The organism is Mesorhizobium sp. M0923, assembly GCF_040319365.1.
GTDB lineage: Bacteria > Pseudomonadota > Alphaproteobacteria > Rhizobiales > Rhizobiaceae > Mesorhizobium.
The window spans coordinates 20,802-41,593 of the sequence record NZ_JAMYNW010000037.1 but is presented as its reverse complement, the minus strand read 5'-3'; the positions used below and the strand labels follow the sequence as shown (position 1 = coordinate 41,593).

Annotated in this window: 22 protein-coding genes, 1 tRNA gene and 1 pseudogene; 16 read left to right on the top strand and 8 right to left on the bottom strand. The window is 60.2% G+C overall.

Going from position 1 to position 20,792, the window contains the following annotated elements:
- Nucleotides 1-1,114: calcium-binding protein (locus tag NKH89_RS34100; RefSeq protein ID WP_352911705.1), on the bottom strand; the 1,114-nt coding region annotated here is incomplete at its 3' end.
- A gap of 734 nt (nt 1,115-1,848) precedes the next feature.
- Here NKH89_RS34100 and NKH89_RS34095 point away from each other — a divergent pair.
- The 3 genes from NKH89_RS34095 (at nt 1,849) to NKH89_RS34085 (ending at nt 4,494) form a co-directional block, all read left to right on the top strand.
- On the top strand, nt 1,849-2,547 hold the full coding sequence (locus NKH89_RS34095) for an IS3 family transposase (protein WP_352911703.1): 699 nt from the start codon (nt 1,849-1,851) through the stop codon (nt 2,545-2,547).
- Nucleotides 2,544-3,149: an IS3 family transposase gene (locus NKH89_RS34090; protein ID WP_352911701.1), complete on the top strand. Its 606-nt coding sequence runs from the start codon at nt 2,544-2,546 to the stop codon at nt 3,147-3,149. Before NKH89_RS34095 ends, NKH89_RS34090 begins: the two co-directional genes overlap by 4 nt.
- Before the next feature lie 157 nt (nt 3,150-3,306).
- A complete protein-coding gene (locus tag NKH89_RS34085) occupies nt 3,307-4,494 on the top strand; it encodes an integrase core domain-containing protein (RefSeq protein WP_502896984.1) in 1,188 nt (395 codons plus the stop codon).
- Nucleotides 4,495-4,531: 37 nt separating this feature from the next.
- Here the strand turns inward: NKH89_RS34085 and NKH89_RS34080 are convergent.
- Both NKH89_RS34080 and NKH89_RS34075 read right to left on the bottom strand, forming a co-directional pair.
- A tRNA-Gln gene (locus tag NKH89_RS34080) sits at nt 4,532-4,606 on the bottom strand.
- 121 nt (nt 4,607-4,727) lie between these two features.
- Nucleotides 4,728-5,065 (bottom strand): annotated as a pseudogene (locus tag NKH89_RS34075) (VOC family protein).
- A 192-nt stretch (nt 5,066-5,257) separates the two neighbouring features.
- Here NKH89_RS34075 and ppdK point away from each other — a divergent pair.
- The 5 genes from ppdK (at nt 5,258) to NKH89_RS34050 (ending at nt 9,305) form a co-directional block, all read left to right on the top strand.
- Nucleotides 5,258-7,954, top strand: a complete 2,697-nt coding sequence (gene ppdK / locus NKH89_RS34070; RefSeq protein WP_352911695.1) for a pyruvate, phosphate dikinase — start codon at nt 5,258-5,260, stop codon at nt 7,952-7,954.
- Between the two features lie 5 nt (nt 7,955-7,959).
- Nucleotides 7,960-8,304, top strand: a complete 345-nt coding sequence (locus NKH89_RS34065; RefSeq protein WP_352911692.1) for a hypothetical protein — start codon at nt 7,960-7,962, stop codon at nt 8,302-8,304.
- A gap of 140 nt (nt 8,305-8,444) precedes the next feature.
- Nucleotides 8,445-8,627: a hypothetical protein gene (locus tag NKH89_RS34060; protein WP_031194824.1), complete on the top strand. Its 183-nt coding sequence runs from the start codon at nt 8,445-8,447 to the stop codon at nt 8,625-8,627.
- A gap of 180 nt (nt 8,628-8,807) precedes the next feature.
- Nucleotides 8,808-8,975 carry a hypothetical protein gene (locus NKH89_RS34055; protein WP_352484420.1) on the top strand — a complete coding sequence of 56 codons (168 nt, stop codon included), beginning with the start codon at nt 8,808-8,810 and terminating at the stop codon, nt 8,973-8,975.
- A 159-nt stretch (nt 8,976-9,134) separates the two neighbouring features.
- Nucleotides 9,135-9,305 (top strand): hypothetical protein, encoded by a 171-nt coding sequence (locus NKH89_RS34050; protein ID WP_352911689.1) that lies wholly within the window; start codon nt 9,135-9,137, stop codon nt 9,303-9,305.
- A 240-nt stretch (nt 9,306-9,545) separates the two neighbouring features.
- Here NKH89_RS34050 and NKH89_RS34045 read toward each other — a convergent pair whose 3' ends face one another.
- A complete protein-coding gene (locus tag NKH89_RS34045; RefSeq protein ID WP_352911687.1) occupies nt 9,546-9,671 on the bottom strand; it encodes a hypothetical protein in 126 nt (41 codons plus the stop codon).
- Between the two features lie 430 nt (nt 9,672-10,101).
- Entirely contained in the window at nt 10,102-10,386 is a 285-nt protein-coding gene (locus tag NKH89_RS34040; RefSeq protein WP_352790585.1) for a hypothetical protein, read from the bottom strand.
- Between the two features lie 47 nt (nt 10,387-10,433).
- Here NKH89_RS34040 and NKH89_RS34035 point away from each other — a divergent pair, with 47 nt between their 5' ends.
- Together NKH89_RS34035 and NKH89_RS34030 are read left to right on the top strand one after the other, a co-directional pair.
- Complete coding sequence (locus NKH89_RS34035; protein ID WP_352494391.1) at nt 10,434-10,682, top strand: glycosyltransferase family 9 protein; 249 nt, start codon at nt 10,434-10,436, stop codon at nt 10,680-10,682.
- Nucleotides 10,683-11,027: 345 nt separating this feature from the next.
- The gene (locus NKH89_RS34030; RefSeq protein ID WP_352911685.1) at nt 11,028-11,765 is read left to right on the top strand and encodes a polysaccharide deacetylase family protein; all 738 of its coding nucleotides are present in this window, start codon (nt 11,028-11,030) and stop codon (nt 11,763-11,765) included.
- On the opposite strand, the gene NKH89_RS34025 is transcribed toward NKH89_RS34030, so the two are convergent.
- Nucleotides 11,766-12,155, bottom strand: coding sequence for a DUF427 domain-containing protein (locus NKH89_RS34025; protein ID WP_352911682.1), 390 nt, complete (start codon nt 12,153-12,155; stop codon nt 11,766-11,768).
- Nucleotides 12,156-12,281: 126 nt separating this feature from the next.
- A complete protein-coding gene (locus NKH89_RS34020; protein ID WP_352484425.1) occupies nt 12,282-12,668 on the bottom strand; it encodes a hypothetical protein in 387 nt (128 codons plus the stop codon).
- Nucleotides 12,669-12,846: 178 nt separating this feature from the next.
- Between NKH89_RS34020 and NKH89_RS34015 the strand changes: the two genes are divergently transcribed.
- Nucleotides 12,847-14,475 carry a fatty-acid--CoA ligase gene (locus tag NKH89_RS34015; RefSeq protein ID WP_352911679.1) on the top strand — a complete coding sequence of 543 codons (1,629 nt, stop codon included), beginning with the start codon at nt 12,847-12,849 and terminating at the stop codon, nt 14,473-14,475.
- Between the two features lie 83 nt (nt 14,476-14,558).
- Entirely contained in the window at nt 14,559-15,344 is a 786-nt protein-coding gene (locus NKH89_RS34010; RefSeq protein ID WP_352911678.1) for a DUF1499 domain-containing protein, read from the top strand.
- Between the two features lie 12 nt (nt 15,345-15,356).
- Here the strand turns inward: NKH89_RS34010 and NKH89_RS34005 are convergent, their stop codons facing one another.
- Entirely contained in the window at nt 15,357-16,265 is a 909-nt protein-coding gene (locus NKH89_RS34005) for an MBL fold metallo-hydrolase (RefSeq protein WP_352911675.1), read from the bottom strand.
- Between the two features lie 114 nt (nt 16,266-16,379).
- On the opposite strand from NKH89_RS34005, the gene NKH89_RS34000 reads away from it, so the two are divergent.
- The 4 genes from NKH89_RS34000 (at nt 16,380) to NKH89_RS33985 (ending at nt 20,763) form a co-directional block, all read left to right on the top strand.
- On the top strand, nt 16,380-16,970 hold the full coding sequence (locus NKH89_RS34000; protein WP_352911672.1) for a biotin transporter BioY: 591 nt from the start codon (nt 16,380-16,382) through the stop codon (nt 16,968-16,970).
- A 446-nt stretch (nt 16,971-17,416) separates the two neighbouring features.
- Nucleotides 17,417-17,980 carry a transcription termination/antitermination protein NusG gene (gene nusG / locus NKH89_RS33995; RefSeq protein WP_352911669.1) on the top strand — a complete coding sequence of 188 codons (564 nt, stop codon included), beginning with the start codon at nt 17,417-17,419 and terminating at the stop codon, nt 17,978-17,980.
- A 145-nt stretch (nt 17,981-18,125) separates the two neighbouring features.
- Nucleotides 18,126-19,445, top strand: a complete 1,320-nt coding sequence (locus tag NKH89_RS33990; RefSeq protein ID WP_352911667.1) for a UDP-glucose dehydrogenase family protein — start codon at nt 18,126-18,128, stop codon at nt 19,443-19,445.
- Between the two features lie 40 nt (nt 19,446-19,485).
- A complete protein-coding gene (locus NKH89_RS33985) occupies nt 19,486-20,763 on the top strand; it encodes a sugar transferase (protein ID WP_352911664.1) in 1,278 nt (425 codons plus the stop codon).
- Nucleotides 20,764-20,792 lie beyond the last annotated feature (29 nt).

Here is a 20,792-nt window from a genome sequence, read left to right as displayed (position 1 = left end):
TGTCGTTGCCGCCATAGCCGATCATCCTGTCGGCACCTCCGCCACCATTGATGATGTTCGCGCCGGCATTGCCCTGGATGGTCTGAGCGAACTCGTTGCCGGTCAGATTGATTGCCGTTGTGCCGGAGGGGTTCGCAGTGGCGAGAAGTTCGATTTCCGAGCCGGCCGCAAGAGCATGGCTCACCGACGCGAGGACTCTGTCGGTACCGCCGGCTGCTGCCTCAATCTCCTTATCGCGGACATCTTCGACATAATAGGTGTCATTGCCGCCATAGCCGATCATCGTGTGGCCGCCGGCTCCGTGGAACACATCGTCGCCGCTGGTGCCGTACAAGGTGTCGCTTGTGTCGACGGGGGGCGGAGCGGTCCCAATCGTTGCGAGGTTGTGTTGCCGGAAAACGGCCTGCAGTTCCGACGAGCTCTCCAACGCTGTGTCGCCTCGCTGCGAACCCCAGGCGTATGCGTAGTCGAAGGCGGGTGACGGAACCAGCCTGGCCCAGTGTTCCATCATGGTTTCCATCTGGGCGGCGGTGGGCACGACATATTTGCCACCCATGTCGGTGTTGTACTCGCCACCTCCAAACGCCTGGTAGCCCGGAATGATCTGGCTCGTCGGGATGCCCGATGCCTGAGCGGCGGCCACGAATTTATCGATCATGTTGTAGTCGACCGGGCCATCCGTGCGGACGGGATAGACATCTATGCCGTAGTAATCGATACCCGTATTGGCGGGATTGTACGTGCCCCTAAAATCCGGATTCGCCGACGTCCCCAAGCTCATCATTGTGATGTAGGTCTTGGCGCCTGGAAAATGCTCATGGATCCAGTCGGATTCTGCCTTCAGATTCGCGGCAGAGGCGTAGGTACCCCATTGGCCGGTGGGATCCGGCTCGTCAACCAGGAAGAACCCAAATACGTTCGGATTGCCGAGGAAAGGAGTAACCTTGTCGATAAAGGATTGGGTTACGCCGTTGGCCTCGTCGAGGTAGACCAAGCCTTTCATGCCCTCTGGCAGCTCGTTGACCTGGTCAACATATTGCACGCTAGCCAGATTGAATCCGGCTTTTGCAATGTCCGTGCCCGATCCACCTGACGTGTAATGGAGAGTCGCCATCCATAATCCCTCTTTTTGATTCGATAGCGCCCCGCGGATGTCTGCCTACTAGAAGGTGTATATTAGCGCCAAATCACATACCTGCACGCCCTGATAGAATGGTTGATCGGCGGCAGGATTGTCACATTGCGGATAAAAATATACTTCTTTGCAGTCGGAGTTGTTGATAAGAAGCAAATTAAATTTCAGGGATATTCCCGCGTTGTCTGAGAGATGCTAATCGATAACCTTCAAACAATCCGATTTTCCGCCGACAGTACATAATAACCTGCTTTGCAGTTATTAATAAATAAGCTAACTGTTATAAAAAAAATTTATCATACACTTACGCAATTTGTACAAAAGAACAATTGGACGTATTGTAACTCTGAAGAATGGAGAAAAACTTGAATATTTTTTACTATGAAAATCTTCTGACTATAAGATAGTGCCAGAGCGCGGCCAGAAACACAGCTTTCATTCACGAGATGCATTTGTATGCCGGCCAATTGAGTCGACATTAAGCTAAGATGCCAGCCGGATCGCGCTCTCTTCCGGCGACACCAATTTGTTGTGGACAGATGCCGCAGGTGCCAGTCCGCGACCAAGGTGTCTGCAACTGAGATTACGACTCGGGAGATCGTCAGAGATCTGAGCGACCCGAGACATAGGTGACGTTTTGTATCGGACACATGGTGTAGTGCACCCCTGAACTGAGACACAAAAAGGGTAACAGTTCTCCGCAAGGAGGACTGATGAGGAAAGAGGATTCGGGGCGACGGTTCAGTCGCGAGTTGAAGCTTGCCGCGGTGCAGCGGATGGCGATGGGCGCGAACGTGAGCAAGCTATCGCGGGAACTCGGCGTCTCGCGCAAGGGTCTCTATCAGTGGCAGAAGCAGTTTCGCGTTGGCGGGTCTTCGGCGCTGCGTGGTGCTGGGCGTCCGCAGCGCGTCGAAGCGGTGCGGCGGCAAGCAATCGATCCTGCAGTGCCTGCGCCGTCGGATACGTCTGACGAGCGTCGAAGGCATTGGCTCGCATCGCCGATTTGGAACGATTGGTCGGACAGAAGACCGTCGATCTCGATTTTTTTCAGCAAGCCTTGCAGCACGTCGGGGAAGAACGCCAGCAGAGCGGCGCGCCTGGCGGGGACGGTCATCCAGGCGATGATGGCGTCCGGGCTGCAAGGCGTGATCGGGATCGAGCGGATGTGCAGGCTCGCGGGCGTGAGCGGCACGGGCTACTATCTGCATTGGCAGGTATCGTCTCCACGCCGTGAGGAGGCAGGTCTGCGTGATGTGATCCAGCGCCTGGCGCTGTCCAATCCGCATTACGGCTATCGCCGGATTGCCGTGCTGCTCGGCCGCGAGAGCTGGCGGGCAAACCACAAGCGCGTGCTGCGGCTGATGCGCGAGGACAATCTGTTGTGTCTGCGCAGGCAGGTTTCGTGCCGATGACGACGGATTCCAGGCATGGCTGGCGGGTCGTTCCCAATCTGGCACGAGGCCTCCAACTGACCGACATCGACCAGCTCTGGATCGCCGACATCACCTATGTCCATCTTGCCGAGGAGTTCGCCTATCTGGCGATCGTGCTTGACGCCTACAGCCGCAAGGTCATCGGCTGGGCAATGGCAACCCATCTCAAGGCCGAGCTGGCGATCGCTGCGCTCGACCAATCGATTGCGGTGCGCCGGCCTCCGCCGGGCAGCGTCATCCATCACAGCGATCGCGGCGTGCAATATGCCTGCGCTGAACACGCTGCACGACTTGCGGCGCATCGCATCCAGCCGAGTATGAGCCGGATTGGCAATCCCTGTGACAATGCCAAGGCTGAGCGCATCATGCGAACGCTAAAGGACGAAGAGGTCGATGGCCGAGCCTATTGCGACATCATCGATGCCAAGAAAAGCATCGGCGAATTCGTCGAGCGGGTCTACAACAGGCATCGCCTGCATTCAGCGCTCGACTATCTCTCGCCGGATGAATACGAAGCCGGCCTAACGCGATTGCGCCAGGATCCCCCAGCCGCAATGCAAAACCTGGAGAACTGTCCCTAATTAGTGTCTCACCCAAGGGGTGCAGTCCACAATTGTCTTAGGTACATTCTGTTACCCATGTCTCCGGGCCGTACTATCTTGCCCTTCCCGAGAGATGGGTGACAGTTCATTCCGGGCACATGGGTTACACAATCGGGGCTTTTTGCGGGAGAGCAAAATGCCCTGGAAGGAGTGTAACCCGATGGATGAGCGTCTCAAGTTCGTCGCCCGCCTACTGGACGGCGAGAAGATGGCACAGCTATGCCGTGAGTTCGGCATCTCACGCAAGACCGGCTACAAGATTCTTGGCCGCTACAATGATTGTGGGCTGGAAGGGCTGACGGATCGCTCGCGCCGACCTTACCGCCACGCCAATCAGCTTCCTTTCCCAATCGAGAAGCTGATTGTGCGTGCCAAGCAGGACAAGCCGAGCTGGGGCGCGCCGAAGATGAGGGAGCGGCTGGCTCGGCTCTACCCGGATGTCCACACGCCGGCGATCTCGACGGTGCACGCGGTGCTCGACCGCCATAGCCTGGTCAAACGCCGCAAGCGCCGCCGCAACAGGGCGCAAGGGACGGCGCTCTCGCATGGCTGCCAGCCCAACGACCTATTGTGCGCCGATTATAAGGGCGAGTTTATGCTGGCCGACCGGCGTTACTGCTATCCGCTGACGATCAGCGATTTCGCCAGTCGTTATCTGTTGGCCTGCGCGGCGCTTCACACCACCAAGGAGGCCTATGCCTTCACCGTGTTCGAGAGAGTTTTCAAGGAGTTCGGCCTGCCCAGCGCGATCAGGACCGACAACGGTGTGCCTTTCGCCAGCCCCAATGCCCTCTTCAACCTGTCCAGGTTGTCGGTCTGGTGGCTGAGGCTCGGCATCGAGATCGAGCGCATCAAGCCCGGCAATCCCCAGCAGAACGGCCGCCATGAACGCATGCATCTGACGCTCAAGCTCGAAACCACCAAGCCGGCCGGAAGCAACTTCCTGCAGCAGCAGGCTAGGTTCGATGACTTCGTTCAGGAATTCAACACCGAACGCCCGCACCAGGCGCTCGATATGGCTTGCCCAGCCGAGCGCTACAGCGCCTCACCACGGCCCTATCGCGGACTACCCGACCTCGAGTATCCCTTCCACGACAAGGCCGTCACCGTCACCACCTGCGGCCGCATCTGCTTCGACCGTAAGAAGATCAATCTCAGCCTCGTCTTCGCTGGCCAAAAAGTCGGCATCAAACAGGTCGACGACCGAATCTGGCTGGCTAGCTTCATGGATTATGATTTGGGATACTTCGACGATGAGACATGCAGGCTCGAACCACTTCAAAACCCCTTCGGGCCAAAAGTGTTACCCATGTCTCCGGTATAAACCGTAACCTATGTGTCCAGAATGGACCTCTGAGAATTGGCTGGGGCGCCAGGATTCGAACCTGGGAATGTCGGTACCAAAAACCGATGCCTTACCACTTGGCGACGCCCCAACAGCCGGAGCGTGCCCGCTGTGCGCGCGGCCTTATAGGACGAGCCGGGAGAAAGCTCAATGCCGACATATCGACTATGCGCGACCGATTCACCAGTTTTGCAATCGTCACTTTGACGGACCTATTCACCCCAGACAGCCATTTCATTGCCGGCCGGATCGACGAACTGGAACCGCCTGCCGCCGGGGAATGAAAAGATCGGCTTCACGACTGTGCCGCCGGCATTCTCGACGGCGCTTAATGTTTCCTCCAGCCTTCGGAATAGAGCACGGGCAGCGGCTTGGCCGGCGCATCTTGGCCATCCGCCTGAAAACCGCCGTCCAGCCCTTCGGCAAAAGCTGAATAGGTCGGCCCGTAATCGGTGAACGACCATGAGAAGGCCGCGCTGTAGAAAGCCTTCAAGCTGTCCAGCGTTCCGCCTGTCGCTGGCATTTCCAGATAATCGAGCTTGCCGGTCATTCTCGTCGTTCTGCCCTTTGTTCTCGTTATGTTCTGCAACAAAGCCTTCCAAAAAGCAAGTCTTTTCGACGCCGCTTTTCATTAATCGATTGTAGAGGCCGGCCGGCTTGGTCGATGCCTTGCCTTTCGCACTGCAGCATCATATCGCTCGATTTGTCAGTATTTCCAATCTCCTGCAACCGGGGAGCAAGCATGACCAAGTGGGTCTACATTTTTGGCGACGGCGCCGCGGAAGGCCGTGCCGGCGACCGCAATCTGCTCGGCGGCAAGGGCGCCAACCTGGCCGAAATGTGCAGCCTGGGCCTGCCGGTGCCGCCGGGCTTCACCATCACCTCCGAGGTCTGCAACGCCTATTACGCCAACGGCCACACGTACCCGGCTTCGCTCGAAGCGGACGTTGCGGTCGCGCTCGAACATGTCGGTCGGCTGACCGGGCGCCGTTTCGGCGATCCCTCGAAACTGCTTTTGGTGTCGGTTCGCTCAGGTGCGCGCGCCTCGATGCCAGGCATGATGGACACCGTGCTCAATCTCGGCCTGAATGACGAGACGGTCGAAGCCTTGGCCGCCGATTCAGGCGATCCGCGCTTTGCCTATGACAGCTACCGCCGTTTCATCCAGATGTATTCCGATGTCGTCATGGGCCTCGACCATGAGGTGTTCGAGGAAATCCTCGAAGACCAGAAGGGCGGGCTTGGCCATGAGCTCGACACCGAGCTGACAGCCATCGAATGGCAAGGCGTGATTGCGCTCTATAAGGCGAAGGTCGAGGAGGAGCTCGGCAAGCCGTTTCCGCAGGATCCGCACGAGCAGCTTTGGGGCGCCATCGGCGCGGTGTTTTCCAGCTGGATGAACAACCGCGCGATCACCTATCGGCGCCTGCACGACATTCCCGAAAGCTGGGGCACTGCGGTCAATGTCCAGGCCATGGTCTTCGGCAATATGGGCGATACCTCGGCCACCGGCGTTGCCTTCACGCGCAATCCGTCGACCGGCGAAAAGCAGCTCTATGGCGAGTTCCTGGTCAATGCGCAGGGCGAGGATGTCGTTGCCGGTATCCGCACGCCGCAAAACATCACCGAGGCGGCGCGCATTGCGGCCGGCTCCGACAAGCCGTCGCTGCAGAAACTGATGCCGGACGCCTTCCAGGCTTTCGTCAGTATCTCCGACCGCCTGGAAAAGCACTACCGCGACATGCAGGATCTCGAATTCACCATCGAGCGCGGCAAATTATGGATGCTGCAGACCAGGTCCGGCAAGCGCACCGCCAAAGCGGCGCTGAAGATTGCCGTCGACATGGCCAGGGATGGACTGATTTCGAAGGAGGAGGCCGTCGCCCGCATTGATCCGGCCTCGCTCGATCAGTTGCTGCATCCGACGATTGGTCCGACGGCGGCGCGCGACATCATAGGCGTCGGCCTGCCGGCTTCGCCGGGTGCTGCCACCGGCGAGGTCGTCTTTTCCTCCAATGACGCCGAGGAGGCCAAGGCGCAAGGCCGCAAGGCGATCCTGGTGCGCATCGAGACCAGCCCCGAGGACATTCACGGCATGCATGCGGCCGAAGGCATCCTGACAACGCGCGGCGGCATGACCAGCCACGCCGCCGTGGTGGCGCGCGGCATGGGCAAGCCTTGCGTTTCGGGCGCGGGCTCGCTGCGCGTCGACTACAAGGCCGGCACGCTGATGGCGATGGGCGCGACCTTCCGCAAGGGCGACATCATCACCATCGACGGCTCCAACGGCCAGGTGCTGAAGGGCGCCGTGCCGATGCTGCAGCCCGAACTCTCGGGCGATTTCGCCGCCATCATGGAATGGGCCGACGGCGCGCGCCGCATGAAGGTGCGCACCAATGCCGAGACGCCGGTCGATGCGCGCATGGCGCGCTCCTTCGGCGCCGAAGGCATCGGGCTTTGCCGCACCGAGCACATGTTCTTCGACGGCGATCGCATCATTGCCATGCGCGAGATGATCCTCGCCGATACGGAAAAGGACCGGCGAACGGCGCTGGCCAAGCTGTTGCAGATGCAGCGCTCGGATTTCCTCGAACTGTTCGAGATCATGGCCGGGCTGCCGGTGACGATCCGACTGCTCGATCCGCCGCTGCACGAATTCCTGCCAAAATCCGAAGAGGAGGTGGCCGAGGTGGCCGCGGCCATGAACGTGTCCCCGGACAAGCTCCGGCGCCGCACCGAGGCGCTGCACGAGTTCAATCCGATGCTCGGCCATCGCGGTTGCCGGCTTGCCGTCTCCTATCCCGAGATCGCCGAGATGCAGGCGCGCGCCATTTTCGAGGCGGCCATCGAGGCCGGCAGGAAGGCCGGCGCGCTGGTGGTGCCGGAGATCATGGTGCCGCTGGTGGGGCTGGTGAAGGAACTCGACTTCGTCAAGGCTCGCATCGACGCCGTCGCCAAAAGCGTGATGCAGGAGACCGGCGTCAGGATCGATTATCTGACTGGCACGATGATCGAACTGCCGCGTGCCGCGATCCGCGCCCACGTCATCGCCGAGGCGGCCGAATTCTTCTCCTTCGGCACCAACGATCTGACCCAGACTACGTTTGGCATCTCGCGCGACGATGCGGCTTCGTTTCTCGAGACTTACCGGAAAAAAGGCATCATCGAGCAGGATCCGTTCGTGTCGCTTGACATAGACGGCGTCGGCGAGCTGGTGCGGATGGCGGCAGAGAAGGGCAGGGCGACGCGGCCCGACATCAAGCTCGGCATTTGCGGCGAACATGGCGGCGACCCGGCGTCGATCCATTTCTGCGAAAAGGTCGGCCTCGACTACGTCTCGTGCTCGCCCTACCGGGTGCCGATCGCCAGGCTGGCTGCCGCGCAGGCGGCGGTACTGGCTGCGAAAGCCAAATCTGATCGAAGGGATTCGGACAGATAAGCACGGTGACCACGGAAATTCTTGCTGCCTGGCGCCGAGCTTGGGGCATCGCGACCCTTTGGATGCACAGCAAGAATATTGCACAGCATAGTGGATCCCTCCGCGCAGCAAGCAAGGTTGATGTTTTCGACCCGCCGTGTGAAATGGGGCGCGGGATGGTGAACATGTCTGATGATGAACAAACCGCTGCGGCCCGCTGGACGGTGAAGGCCGAACTCCGCGCGGTCGGCCGCGACAAGCCGCTGCTGCTGGTGCTGGCGGCGATCCTCTGCCTCTATTGCGCATTTGTCGCCGGTCCGATCGTCTATGTAGTGCTGGCCATCAACGGCATTGCGGATTTCTTCAAATGAAGCCGGTTCCGGCGATCTCGCTGTGGTCCGGCGCGCTGCGTCTACCGGCCCCGAAATTGCTCGACCTGGACGAAATTACTTAGCCGGGATGAAACCGTTCCCGTCTATCGTTCGTACCTTGGGGGGTACGGGGAGGACACGTGACGATAAGAATCAGGCTTCCGGGCGGGACTTTGAAGATCAAGAAGAGGGACGAGCTGCGGCGTCGCGAGCAGAAGCGCGAGGTGCCGGTTTGGCAGGTCGGCAATTATTTCGTCATCTGGTGGCCGAGCGGCATGTCCGATCGCCCATCCTCGCCCAACAAGTCCTCGCCCAGGAAATAGCCCCCGCACCCGACGATCCCGGCTGGGCATGAGGCCCCGGTGCAGGATCAGGGACCGCCGTGCGCGCCAAAAACGTCCGGGACCGCTCGACTAACCCCAGAAATAGTCCGCGGACAGGCGTTGACTCTTCCGAGACGGAAGGTCTCTTGTGCTGCATTGCACAATGGGGCGGCGGAATCGATGGCGGTGCGTATCAGGATGCCTGGCGGCACGCTGAAGGTGAAGGTGTATCGCGAATTGCGCGATCGCGAGCGCGCCCGCCGCATACCCGTCGTCAAGATCGGCCGGGTTTATTTTACTTGGTGGTCGAACCGCCAGCGCCTGATTGACGATCAGTCGCCAGGGTGACGCCCCAATTCTTTCGGCCTGGCATGCGCCTGCCCGCCCGCCTGCGCGGGCCAGCTCGCAAAATAAGTTGATGATGATGCTGTTGACTCTTCCGTAACGGAAGGTCTCTATTCACCGCATTGCATAAAATTGCTGCGTTGCACAACGGGAGTTGGACCGATGGCAGTGCGTATCAGGTTGCCGGGCGGCACTCTGAAGATGAAGACCTATCGTGAGTTGCGAGCCAGGGAACGCGACCGCCGCGTGCCTGTGATGAAGATGGGATCGCTGTATTTTGTCTGGTGGTCGAAGTCTCAAGGCCAACAAAAGCCACAGGACAACCCTCGGTAAACTAACAAGTCTGCAACAGGATCAGCATCAGTGCCGGCTCATACGACGGCAGGTTTGAGCCGGCGCTTCGGATGGCAATAGTCTGTCGTGGAGCAGGTTTGATCCATTTTATAGTATGCGTGACCAAGGAACTGGCAGTGAGAACAAAACCTGCGTCTGACGACTTGGGATCGATCGGATGTTAGCGCGGTGACGAGAGCCTTTAACGCACGGTTGCTGACTTGCAGCACGCACTGTGACCTAGCGCCGTGATGGCGCTTTTGGGATCGCTGCCTCGACTTTGATCTGCTCGATCTGGAACAGATGCGCCGCGCAATCGGCGGCGCAGGCTGCAAAGAACGGCTGCGGATCAGCGTTGGAATCCACCAGCTTCTGTCCTTACCAATTCGTAACCAAATTCACGCGAACGTTCGCGTGACGGCTCCAAATCCCGACATCATTTCTGCCCAGTTTCCAGGCCCCAAACCCGTCCCGGTGCCAGAAACAGGTGTTGCAGTACCCGCCCACGCACGTCCGCTCGATTCCTCCAGACGAATTCATTGGCGATCTTGTCCTCGCCTCCGCGCTCGCCAGTAACCTGCGCCTCCAATATCCAAGGGCCAGGATCGTGTTCCTTTGCGAGGCGGACTTTTGCCGGTGCCTGATGGCTCATGGCGTCGCCTCGGACGTGGTGGCGTTCCGGCGCGCACGGATGCGTTGCACTCCTGTGCAGCGTGGTCGCGAGCCTTACACGTTGGCGCGCGCTCCGCGCCGGTTACAGTTCGATCTGACCATCGACGTGGCCGATTCCAAAATCTCACGCACCATCGGTCAGGCTCGTCAATGCCAAGACCCGCGTCGGATACGATCCTCCCGAAAGCCGTTGCGCTGGCTGGAACGCCAGCCCGCCAACGTCGCAGCCAAGCCGTTTGGCTTTGGTGGCCAGTATTATCTCTACCGATATCTTTCGCCGCTTGAGGCGCTTGGCGTGGAGTTGCGTGCGCAGGTCCCAACGATTGAGCCGCTGCCGTTGGAGACCGCCAGGGCATTGGCGCTTCTCGACCGGGATCATAATCGGCGTAACGCCTTCATAGCCGTTCATGCGGGAGCGAGCTTCCGGGGAGGCAATGGCAACCGGAACGTTTTGCGCTGGCGATCGACGAGATCTCGCGACAGACCGGGTTGGACTTCCTGCTTGTCGGCGGCCTCGATGAACGGGCATCTGCCGAGCGCATCGCCGCCAAGGCCGGTTCGCCGGTCGTCAACGTGGTCGGGGCTCTGTCACTGGCAACGCTGCTGGCTGTCCCCGGCCAAGCACGCCTGTTTCTGGGGCACGAGAGTGGCCCAAGCACATGGCCGCCGCCGCGGGAACGCCGGTTGTCGGTCTCTTCGGCCTGACCGACCCGGCCGTCTGAGGTCCTGTCGCCGTGGCCAGGGTTACGCCGCGGCCCTCGATACTTGCGAGTCCATAGCCAGGAGCCTGTGCCGCCGGACCGATGCGAGCAAGGCTTGCGGCGTCTGGCGACTTGAGGTCAAAGCGGTTGCCGGCGCGGTGCGCACGATCCTTTCACGTACGGTTAAGGACGTGGAGCACGCATTGTGACCTCGCGCTTGCCAAAGCTCAGGCCGGCGGTCAAATTGCCGCTGCAGACGCTTTTGCAGGGGCATCGTCCCGATTTCCGCCTTGATGCGGGTCCTGGGGTCGCCGCTTCACTCTTGATCTGGCCGACCCGGAAACAATCAATGCGCCTGTTCCAAAAGCATTTTTGCGTGGTTGCGATATCGCTGTCGGCTATCTCGCCTGGCAACGCCCAGTTGCTCGTCGAACCGACGCTGCACATCAAGTCCGAGGCAGGTAGCGGCCGCGTCGCGCTGACGCTCGATGCCTGCGGCGGAAAGACCGACACACGGATTCTCTCGGCGCTGGTGGAAAACGAGATTCCCGCCACCATTTTCGTCACCGGCATCTGGCTGAAGCACAACGCCGCCGCCATCGAGATCATGCGGGCGCATCCCGAACTGTTTGAATTGGAAAACCATGGCGGCCGCCACATCCCGGCCGTCGACACGCCGCAAAAGATCTACGGCATTCGCAGTGCCGGCAGCCCGGAGGCCGTGCTGGCCGAGGTCGAATCCGGCGCCGCCGCTCTTGCCGTGACCGGCGAGCCGGTGCCGAAATGGTTTCGCGGCGCAACCGCCGAATACAGCTCGTCGGCAATCGCGATGATACGCAAGCTTGGCTTCAAGATCGCCGGATTCTCGGTCAACGGCGACGGCGGCTCATTACTTGGCGCAAAGGAAACCGCCAGGCGCATCGCCGCGGCAAAGGACGGCGACGTCATCATCGCTCACATCAACCAGCCGACCCATGCGGCCGGCGAAGGCGTAGTGCAGGGGCTTCTGGAGCTGAAGGCCAAGGGCCTCACCTTCGTGCGGCTCGACGATGCCGACGGTGTCGGCGATGAGGGCACCACCGACTGATCAGTCGGGCGTGGCCTCGATGGTCACCTTGCTTGGATAGAACGCGCCGTGATCGCGGATATCCGCCATCTCGTCGAAAGGCCGCTCATAGGCCCACATCGCATCCTTGCCTGCATCGCCGGCGGGCAGCACGCTCCAATAGCTGGCATCGCCCTTGTAGGGGCAATGGGTCGAGTGCTCGGTCTTGCCAAGCTTGTTGAAGTCGATGTCGTCGAACGGAATGTAGAAAACGGGGGGATAGGGCGATTCGGTCAGCACCTTGACCATTCTGGACGAGGCGATGACGACATCGCCGGCGCGCACCGTCACTGTGCCCTTGTAAGGCTCGACGGGCATAATCTTGCCCGGATTGCGCTGAAAGCCGGGTGACGGGTTTGCGATCTGGTCCATGTCGGATCTCCTTGCCTCAACCCCAAATGTGTCTGGCAAGCGCGTTGTGCAAGACCTGCCTGCCGCGACGCCAAAGCGTCGACCGCGGGGGCAAGTCTCACCTCTTTCTTCCGCTTCGCCGAAAACTCAGGCGGCGGCCTGGAATGCGTCCATCAGCCCGGCATAGGCGGCGGCAATGCCGGCCACCGGATTGGTGCTTTTCGAGGTGGTCTCGACCTTCAGCGCACCACCGCTGGCAGGCAAGGTGAGCAGCAGGAACTGGCGATTGCCGCCATCGCCGACGCAGGCGGCAGCGACGTGCTGGCTTTCGCCCTCGTTCTCGACGCACATCTTGAACAAGAGCGTGCCGCCGACCGCTTCGAGAGCGCCACCGACGACCTCGACGAATTCATCTTCGGAAATGGTTTTGGCGTCGGGCACCAGATCGGCCTGCGCGCCATCGGCCGCCACCAGATCGGTCAGACTTTCGGCAAGCGTATTTTCGAGGGCTTTGTCGTCGAGCTGCGCGTCCATGCGAACCTCTTTCATTCGCCAATCGCGCCCCGCCTGTTAATCAACGTTAACGCCGAGCATGGCCGGATTGTGGCGAATTCGCCCTCGTTTGGCTCTATGCACCGCTTCAGCCCGGTTCTGGCTAGACAATCCGCCGATTCGTCCCACAATGGCGCAAAAAAATTACGGGAGGAGCACGATGCTCGGGCTGATGCAGGAATGGCCGCTGCTTTGCCACAAGCTGATCGACAACGCCGAGCGGCAGCACGGCAGCCGCGAGATCGTGTCGCGTTCGATCGAGGGGCCGATCGTGCGCAGCACATACGCCGAAATCCATGATCGTGCCCTGAAGGTCGCCGAGCGGCTAGAGCGTGACGGTTTCGGGCTTGGCGACCGCATCGCGACCCTGGCCTGGAACACCGCGCGCCACATCGAGGCGTGGTACGGCATCATGGGTGTCGGCGCGATCTATCACACGCTCAACCCGCGGCTCTTTCCCGAGCAAATCACCTGGATCATGAACAATGCCGAGGATAAGGCAATCTTCGTCGACCTGACCTTCCTGCCGCTGCTTGAAAAGATCGCCGGCGCGGTCAAGTCGCTGAAGCAGGTTATCGTGCTGACCGACAAGGTGCATTTGCCCGAGACTGCGCTGCCCAATGTCGTTGCCTATGAAGAATGGCTTGCTCAAGCCGACGGCAACTTCGCCTGGAAGACAGTCGATGAAAACACCGCCGCCGGCATGTGCTACACCTCCGGCACGACGGGCGACCCGAAGGGCGTCCTCTACAGCCATCGTTCGAACGTGCTGCACGCCATGATCGAAGCGATGCCCGACGCCATGGGCCTGTCGTCGCGCGATACCATATTGCCGGTCGTGCCGATGTTTCACGCCAATGCCTGGGGCCTTGCCCAGAGCGCGCCGATGATTGGCGCCAAGCTGGTCATGCCCGGCTGCAAGATGGATGGCGCTTCGATCTACGAGCTGCTCGACACCGAGAAGGTGACCTTCAGCGCCGCCGTGCCGACGGTGTGGATGATGCTTCTCCAGCATCTGGAAGAGACCGGCAAGAAACTACCCTATCTGCAGAAAGTCGTCATCGGCGGCGCGTCCTGTCCACGCGCGATCACGACGAAGTTCCAGGACAATTACGATGTCCAGGTCGTCCACGCCTGGGGCATGACCGAGATGTCGCCGGTCGGCACGCTGTGCACCCTGAAGCCGGACTATGCTGGGCTGAAGGGTGACGCCCGCCTCGCCGTCCAGCAGAAGCAGGGCTTTACGCCGTTCGGCATCGAAATGAAGGTGACGGACGACGCCGGCAACGAACTGCCATGGGACGGCAAGACCTTCGGCCGACTCAAGGTCCGCGGGCCGACCGTCGCGCGCGCCTATTATGGCGGCATCGGATCCGAACAGTTCGATGAAGACGGCTGGTTCGATACCGGTGATATCGCGCATATCGATCCCGGCGGCTACATGCAGATCACCGATCGCGCCAAGGACGTCATCAAGTCGGGCGGCGAATGGATCTCGACCATCGAGCTCGAGAACCTCGCGGTCGGCCATCCCGATGTGGCGGAGGCCGCCGCCATCGGCATTCCGCATTCGAAATGGGGCGAGCGGCCTTTGCTCGTGGTCGTCCGCAAGCCGGGTAGGGAGCCGACCAAGACGGATATTCTCGCTTTCATGGACGGCAAGGTGGCGAAGTGGTGGATGCCGGATGACGTCGCTTTTGTCGGCGAAATCCCACACACCGCTGCCGGCAAGATTCAGAAGATTACCCTGCGTCAGCAGTTCCGGGATTATCATCTGCCGACGGATTGACTGGAGATGCGGCGTCTTTGTGCCTTCAAGCCGCCGCTGAAAGGCACTATGCCTTTGTTCGGGTTGGGGCAGCGCGGAAAGCAATGACGGTAATTGCCGAGCGACAGACATCGAGGGCTGCCGGTTGGTCGCGGCGCACCGGCGCTTTTTCGGCGGTCCTGCTGCTGACGGTGCTCATCGGCTACCGATATGACCTCGTCGACACGCCGACAATCCTGTGGGTGCTCGGCATTGTCGCGTTGCTGGCGGCGTTTGCGCTTCTGTTCGCCGGGTTTGCCTTCGCGCGATTGTGGAACTTCGGTGATCGTGGCGGCCAAGACCTGACCGCCGGCGCCTTGCTGGCGCTTCTGGTGCTCATCCCTTACGCTGTCGGGGCCTATTGGGCGGCGACCTATCCGCCGCTGCGCGACATCTCGACGGATTTCGACGACCCGCCGGCGCTCGATATTTCTACCCGGACAAAGGATATGAACGAGCTTTTGCCGCCGACGCCGGGCGAGCAGCGCCTGCAAACCGAAGCTTATCCGCTTGTCACCGGACGCAGCTACAGCTTGCCTTTCGATCGCGTTCTGGAGGCGGTCAAAACCGTACTCGATCGGCGGGGCTGGCAGCTCGCGGGGCCATTTCCCGAGGCAATAGGGCAAAGCGACGTGACGATCGATGCGGTGGCCAAGAGCTTGCTGCTTGGCCTTCCCGCCGATGTCGCCATCCGTGTGACCGACGACGGCGATGCGGTCATCGTCGATATGCGCTCGGCCTCGCGTTACGGCCGCTACGACCTTGGCGACAATGCAGCGCGCATCACCGATTTCCTTGCCGAACTCGACCAGGAAGTCGCCGGCCAAGTGGGCGTGGCGCCGGCGGAATGATATTTGATCGTGTTACTTTGCCGGCGCAAAAACGCCGTCGATAACCGGCGCGCCATCGGTGTGGACTAGGCCGCGCGCCACCAGATCTTCCAGATGGGCAAGCACCGACAGGCCGGCGGCGCCATGCAGGCGCGGATCGGTATCGCGATAGATCGCCTCCACCATCGTCCTGATCGTGCGGTCGCCGCTGTTGATCCGCTTCAGAATCGCCCGTTCGCGCATCTTGCGATGCGTTTTCAATCCGCGCATGAAGTTGCGCGGCTCAGTCACCGGCCCGCCATGACCGGGCAGCAGCAGCCGGTCGTCGCGCTCGATCAGCCGATCGAGCGATGTCATGTAGTCGGCCATGGCGCCGTCCGGCGGCGCGACGACCGTCGTTGACCACGCCATGACGTGATCGGCCGAGAAAAGAATGCCGGTCCCCTCCAGCGCGAAGGCCGCGTGATTGGCGGTATGGCCGGGCGTCAGCACCGTCCGGATCGCCCAGCCGTCACCGTCGATCACCATATCGTCCAGCAGCGCGATGTCTGGAACGAACTCGATATCGGCACTGGCATCGAGCGGATTGACCTCGCCGGTGCGCAGCGGCCGCGCTGGGCGATGCCGGCCTTCCGCCAGAACCACCGCACCGGTATGCTGCTTCAGCCGCGCCGCCAGCGGCGAATGGTCGCGATGCGTGTGGCTGACCAAGATATGGCTGACCGGCCTGGTCCCGATCGCTTCGAGCAGCGTTCGAAGATGCGCCTCGTCATCCGGACCCGGATCGATAACCGCGAGCGTCTCGCGTCCGACGATATAACTGTTGGTTCCGTGAAAGGTGAACGGGCCTGGATTCGGGGCCGTGATCCGAAGCACGTCTGCCGCAACGGCCACGCCCTGGCCGTAGGCCGGGTCGAAGCTGGTATCGAATTTCAGCGCCATGCGAACGTCGCGACCTTTTTTGGGGCGAGGGCAAAACCGATTGCCGCATAGCACGGAAGCCAATATAGGAAAACGCAAGGCCGCGTTCGGCGGCAATCCGGAACGGGGAAGACCATGGCAATTGCAACGACGATGCGTCCGCTTATTTCTCTCGCTCTGCCTGAAAAGGGCGCGGCCCGGCTGGCGGGCCAGCTTTTGCTGGCGATCGCCGGAACGCTGCTGCTGATCTTGTCGGCCAAGACGAAGGTTATCCTCGGACCGGTCGATATCTCGATGCAGACGCTTGCTGTCTTGCTGATTGCCGCCGCGTTCGGCATGCGCCTCGGCGTCGCCACGCTGCTTCTCTACATGGCCGAGGGCGCACTGGGCGTTCCCGTCTTCCAGAGCACGCCGGAAAAAGGCATCGGCATTGCCTACATGCTCGGTTCGACCGGCGGTTATCTAGCCGGCTTCGTCGTCATGGCAGCGATCGTCGGTTGGGCTGCCGACCGTGGCTGGGATCGCCATCCCATCAAGCTGTTCAATGCGATGCTGGTGGCCGAGATCGTCATGATGGCGATGGGCTTTGCCTGGCTGGCGCTGTTGATCGGCCCGGAAAAGTCGTGGCAGTTCGGTGTGCTCCCCTTTATCGTCGGTGATCTGATCAAGGTTGCGCTGGCTGCGAGCCTGGTGCCGGCTGTCTGGTCGCTGCTGAAACGTTCGTGAAGCCGCTCAAGAATCGGCATCGCTGTGCCATGACCTCGGTCTCGCGGCTTACTGGCAGTTGTGTCTCAGTGACGGCCTGTCGAAACAGCTTTTTATCGCAAACCGGAATGGCTCCGCAGGTATCCTGCCGCCGGCGGGCGCGACGACATGCCGGCGACCCGTCACATTAGCTTCAAGTCGGTCGACTAAGCACCAGAACAACCGGGGTCGCCGCGCCAATGTAACCAAAGAGCTACGCGTCACAGTGAATGCCGGCTATCGAACATCGGGCAGCTGAAAAAGAAAACGGCCCGATGACTATTTAGGCACAGCTAATTTCATGGACAATTCGCGGACCATTTTTTTGATGAACCGTTCTGATTCTCGCGGCATGGTTGCTTGCTGGCATCGACACACTGTCGTAACCCTTGGCGCCGATATACCCGCCCGCCCTGAGAGGGAGACACGTGATTAGCGCGGAAAAAACAACGAGCAAGGCAACAACCCTCTCGCCTGAGCTGACCGCCGCGCCGGCAACTCGCTGGTACGCGGCCAGCGTTTTTCCTGGAAAGGAGCATGTCGCCGAACGGCATCTCCGGATCCAGGGATTTCAGCCGTTTGTGCCTCGCTGCGAGAAAACCGTGCGTCATGCCCGGCGGCTCGAAACACGAGCTGCGGCTTATTTCCCGGGCTATATGTTCATCGCCCTTGACGTGGGCCTGCAACGTTGGCGGTCCATCAACGGAACATTCGGTGTGCGCTCCCTCGTCATGCAAGGCGACCGGCCTTTGCCGGTCCCCTCGGGTCTGGTAGAGCGCCTCATTGCGTTAACCGGCAGGCACGGCCTGCTTGATTTCAGCGGCGGCCTCGCAGCCGGTGCTTCGGTTCGAATCCTTTCCGGCCCTTTCGCGGAAATGATCGGTCGCCTTGATCGACTCGATCCAGCTGGAAGAGCCCGGGTTCTGGTTGCCATCATGAGTGGCGAGGTCCCCGTCGACTTGGATGCCAGGGATCTCGTCGCAATCGCGTAGCCGCAAACATCAAGGCGGCGTCGTGATGTAACTTGTTGTAGGATGCGCTCTCGGGTTTCACCCGGGAGTGCGGTAGCCGTAGTTCGGTGGGACTAGGTGCTGTCTGGCGAGATCGTCTCATCGGCGCTAATTGAGAGTACGCGATATGCGAATAACAATGATTGGTGCCGGCTATGTGGGGCTCGTCTCGGGCGCCTGTTTCGCCGACTTTGGCCATCAGGTCTGCTGCGTCGACCGTGATGCGGAGAAGCTTGCCATGCTCAAGCTCGGCAAGATACCGATCTATGAGCCAGGGCTCGACGACCTTGTTACGACCAACACTGCGCAAGGTCGCTTGCGTTTCGACGACAATCTGGCCGATGCCGTTTCCCAGTCGGATGTCGTCTTCATCGCCGTGGGCACGCCGTCGCGGCGTGGCGACGGTCATGCCGATCTGTCCTTCGTCTACGACGCGGCCGCCGAAGTCGGCCGCGCGCTCAAGGGATTTACAGTCGTGGTGACGAAGTCGACCGTCCCTGTCGGTACCGGGGATGAGGTGGAACGAATCATTCGCGAGCAAAATCCCACCGCCGATTTTGCGGTGGTCTCCAATCCGGAATTTCTTCGCGAAGGATCTGCGATCGAGGACTTCAAGCGGCCCGACCGCATCATTGTCGGGACCGATGCCGAACGGGCCAAAGCCGTGATGGGCGAGATCTACCGGCCGCTCTCTTTAAATGCTGCGCCGATATTCTACACGAGCCGGCGTACGGCTGAGCTTACCAAATATGCCGGCAACGCGTTTCTGGCCATGAAGATCACGTTCATCAACGAAATTGCCGATCTCTGCGAGCGGTTGGGAGCCGATGTGCAGGACGTCGCGCGCGGCATCGGCATGGACAACCGCATCGGCGCAAAGTTTCTTCATGCCGGGCCGGGCTACGGTGGCTCCTGTTTCCCGAAAGATACGCTGGCGCTGGTCAAGACCGCGCAGGACGCGGCAAGCCCCATGCGGCTTATTGAAACGACGGTCTCGATAAATGACCAGCGCAAACGGGCGATGGCGCGCAAGGTGATCGAGGCCTGCGGCGGATCGGTTCGCGGCAAGACCGTCGGTATCCTCGGCCTTACGTTCAAGCCGAACACCGACGACATGCGCGATGCCCCCTCATTGGCCATCATTCAGGTACTCCAGGATGCAGGTGCTTCGATCAAGGCTTATGATCCAGTGGGCATGGAGCAGGCACGCAAGATGATCGAAGGCATTGAATTCGGGGAAAGCGCCTACGCGGTGGCCGACGGCGCGCACGTGATCGTCATCGTCACCGAGTGGAATGCGTTTCGGTCACTGGATCTCAAACAACTTCATGCTGTTATGGCGACGCCAGTCATGGTCGACCTTCGAAACGTCTACCGCGGCGAGGACGTCGTAAGGGAAGGCATAGCCTATTCGAGCGTTGGCCGAGAGACGCGTCTTGTCAAGTAAACGGCCAGGTCTTCATAGGACCAGGTTCGCGGGATTCGATTTGAACACAACCACCATCCAACTGCCCAGCCGAAGGCATCTCTTGCTTCGGATGCGTTTTCAGCTGCTTGGCGGATTGACGTTCGCGATTCTGCTGCCGGCGCTGATCCGCCTGTCGTTCGACCAAGAGGTAATCCGATCACCGAACCTGCAGGTTACGATTATTGCGGCATTTATCGCTCACACGACAGGTTATTTCTTTTATAAGCGCATCGGCAATTTCCCGGGCGTTGCTGCGGCTGGGTACATCCTGCCAACCTTCGCCCTGACCTACGGTCTGGTGTTCGTGACTATCTTCTTCTTCAGGTTCGACTACAGCCGGTTCCAGGCTGCAGCTAGCTTCATTCAATCAACGTTGTGGTATTTTGGGTTGAGCCTGGCTACCCGGCGGCTCGATGCACATCGGCTGGCGATAATTCCCGGCGGAGACGTGAACAGGCTGGAGAGCATACTGGGTGTTAACTGGCACAGGATTCATTCGCCTGACACAGTCATCGAATACGCGACTGGCGTGGTGGCGGATCTTCGAGCAGACCTTTCACATGAGTGGGAGCGGTATATTGCCGACCGCGCGCTCTCAGGAACACCAGTCTATCATGTCAAGCAAATCAGCGAATCGCTCACCGGCAGGGTAGAGATCGAGCATCTTTCTGAAAACACCCTAGGCTCCCTGAATCCAAACCAAGCATACTTGAAAATAAAGCAGGGGATAGACTGGGCATCTGCGCTAATTGTACTTGCTGTTTGCTCGCCATTGCTGTTCTTCGTGGCGATTGCTGTAAAGGTCGATTCGCCTGGACCGGCGCTGTTTAGACAGAAGCGAATGGGCTACAGAGGGCGTCCCTATGAGGTCTACAAGTTTCGAACGATGAAGCTCAGCGACACAGTTGTTGACGAGAAGGAAGCGGCCATCACGAAAGCCGGCGACGAACGCATCACCCGCTTGGGACAGTTCTTGAGAAAGTCCAGGATTGACGAGTTGCCGCAGGCCCTCAACATCCTGCGTGGCGAGATGAGTTGGATCGGTCCGCGCCCGGAAGCACTCGTCCTGTCGAAGTGGTATGAGGCGGAGCTGCCATTCTATCGATACCGGCACATCGTGCGACCTGGCATTACTGGATGGGCGCAGGTGAATCAGGGGCACGTAGCTGCGGTTGATGACGTGCACGAAAAACTACATTACGATTTCTACTATATAAAGAACTTTTCACCGTGGTTGGACTTTCTCATCGTTATGAGAACTATCAAGACCGTTTTCACGGGGTTCGGCGCTCTATAATGTGCAGGCGTTTTCTGAAGGTTAAATTG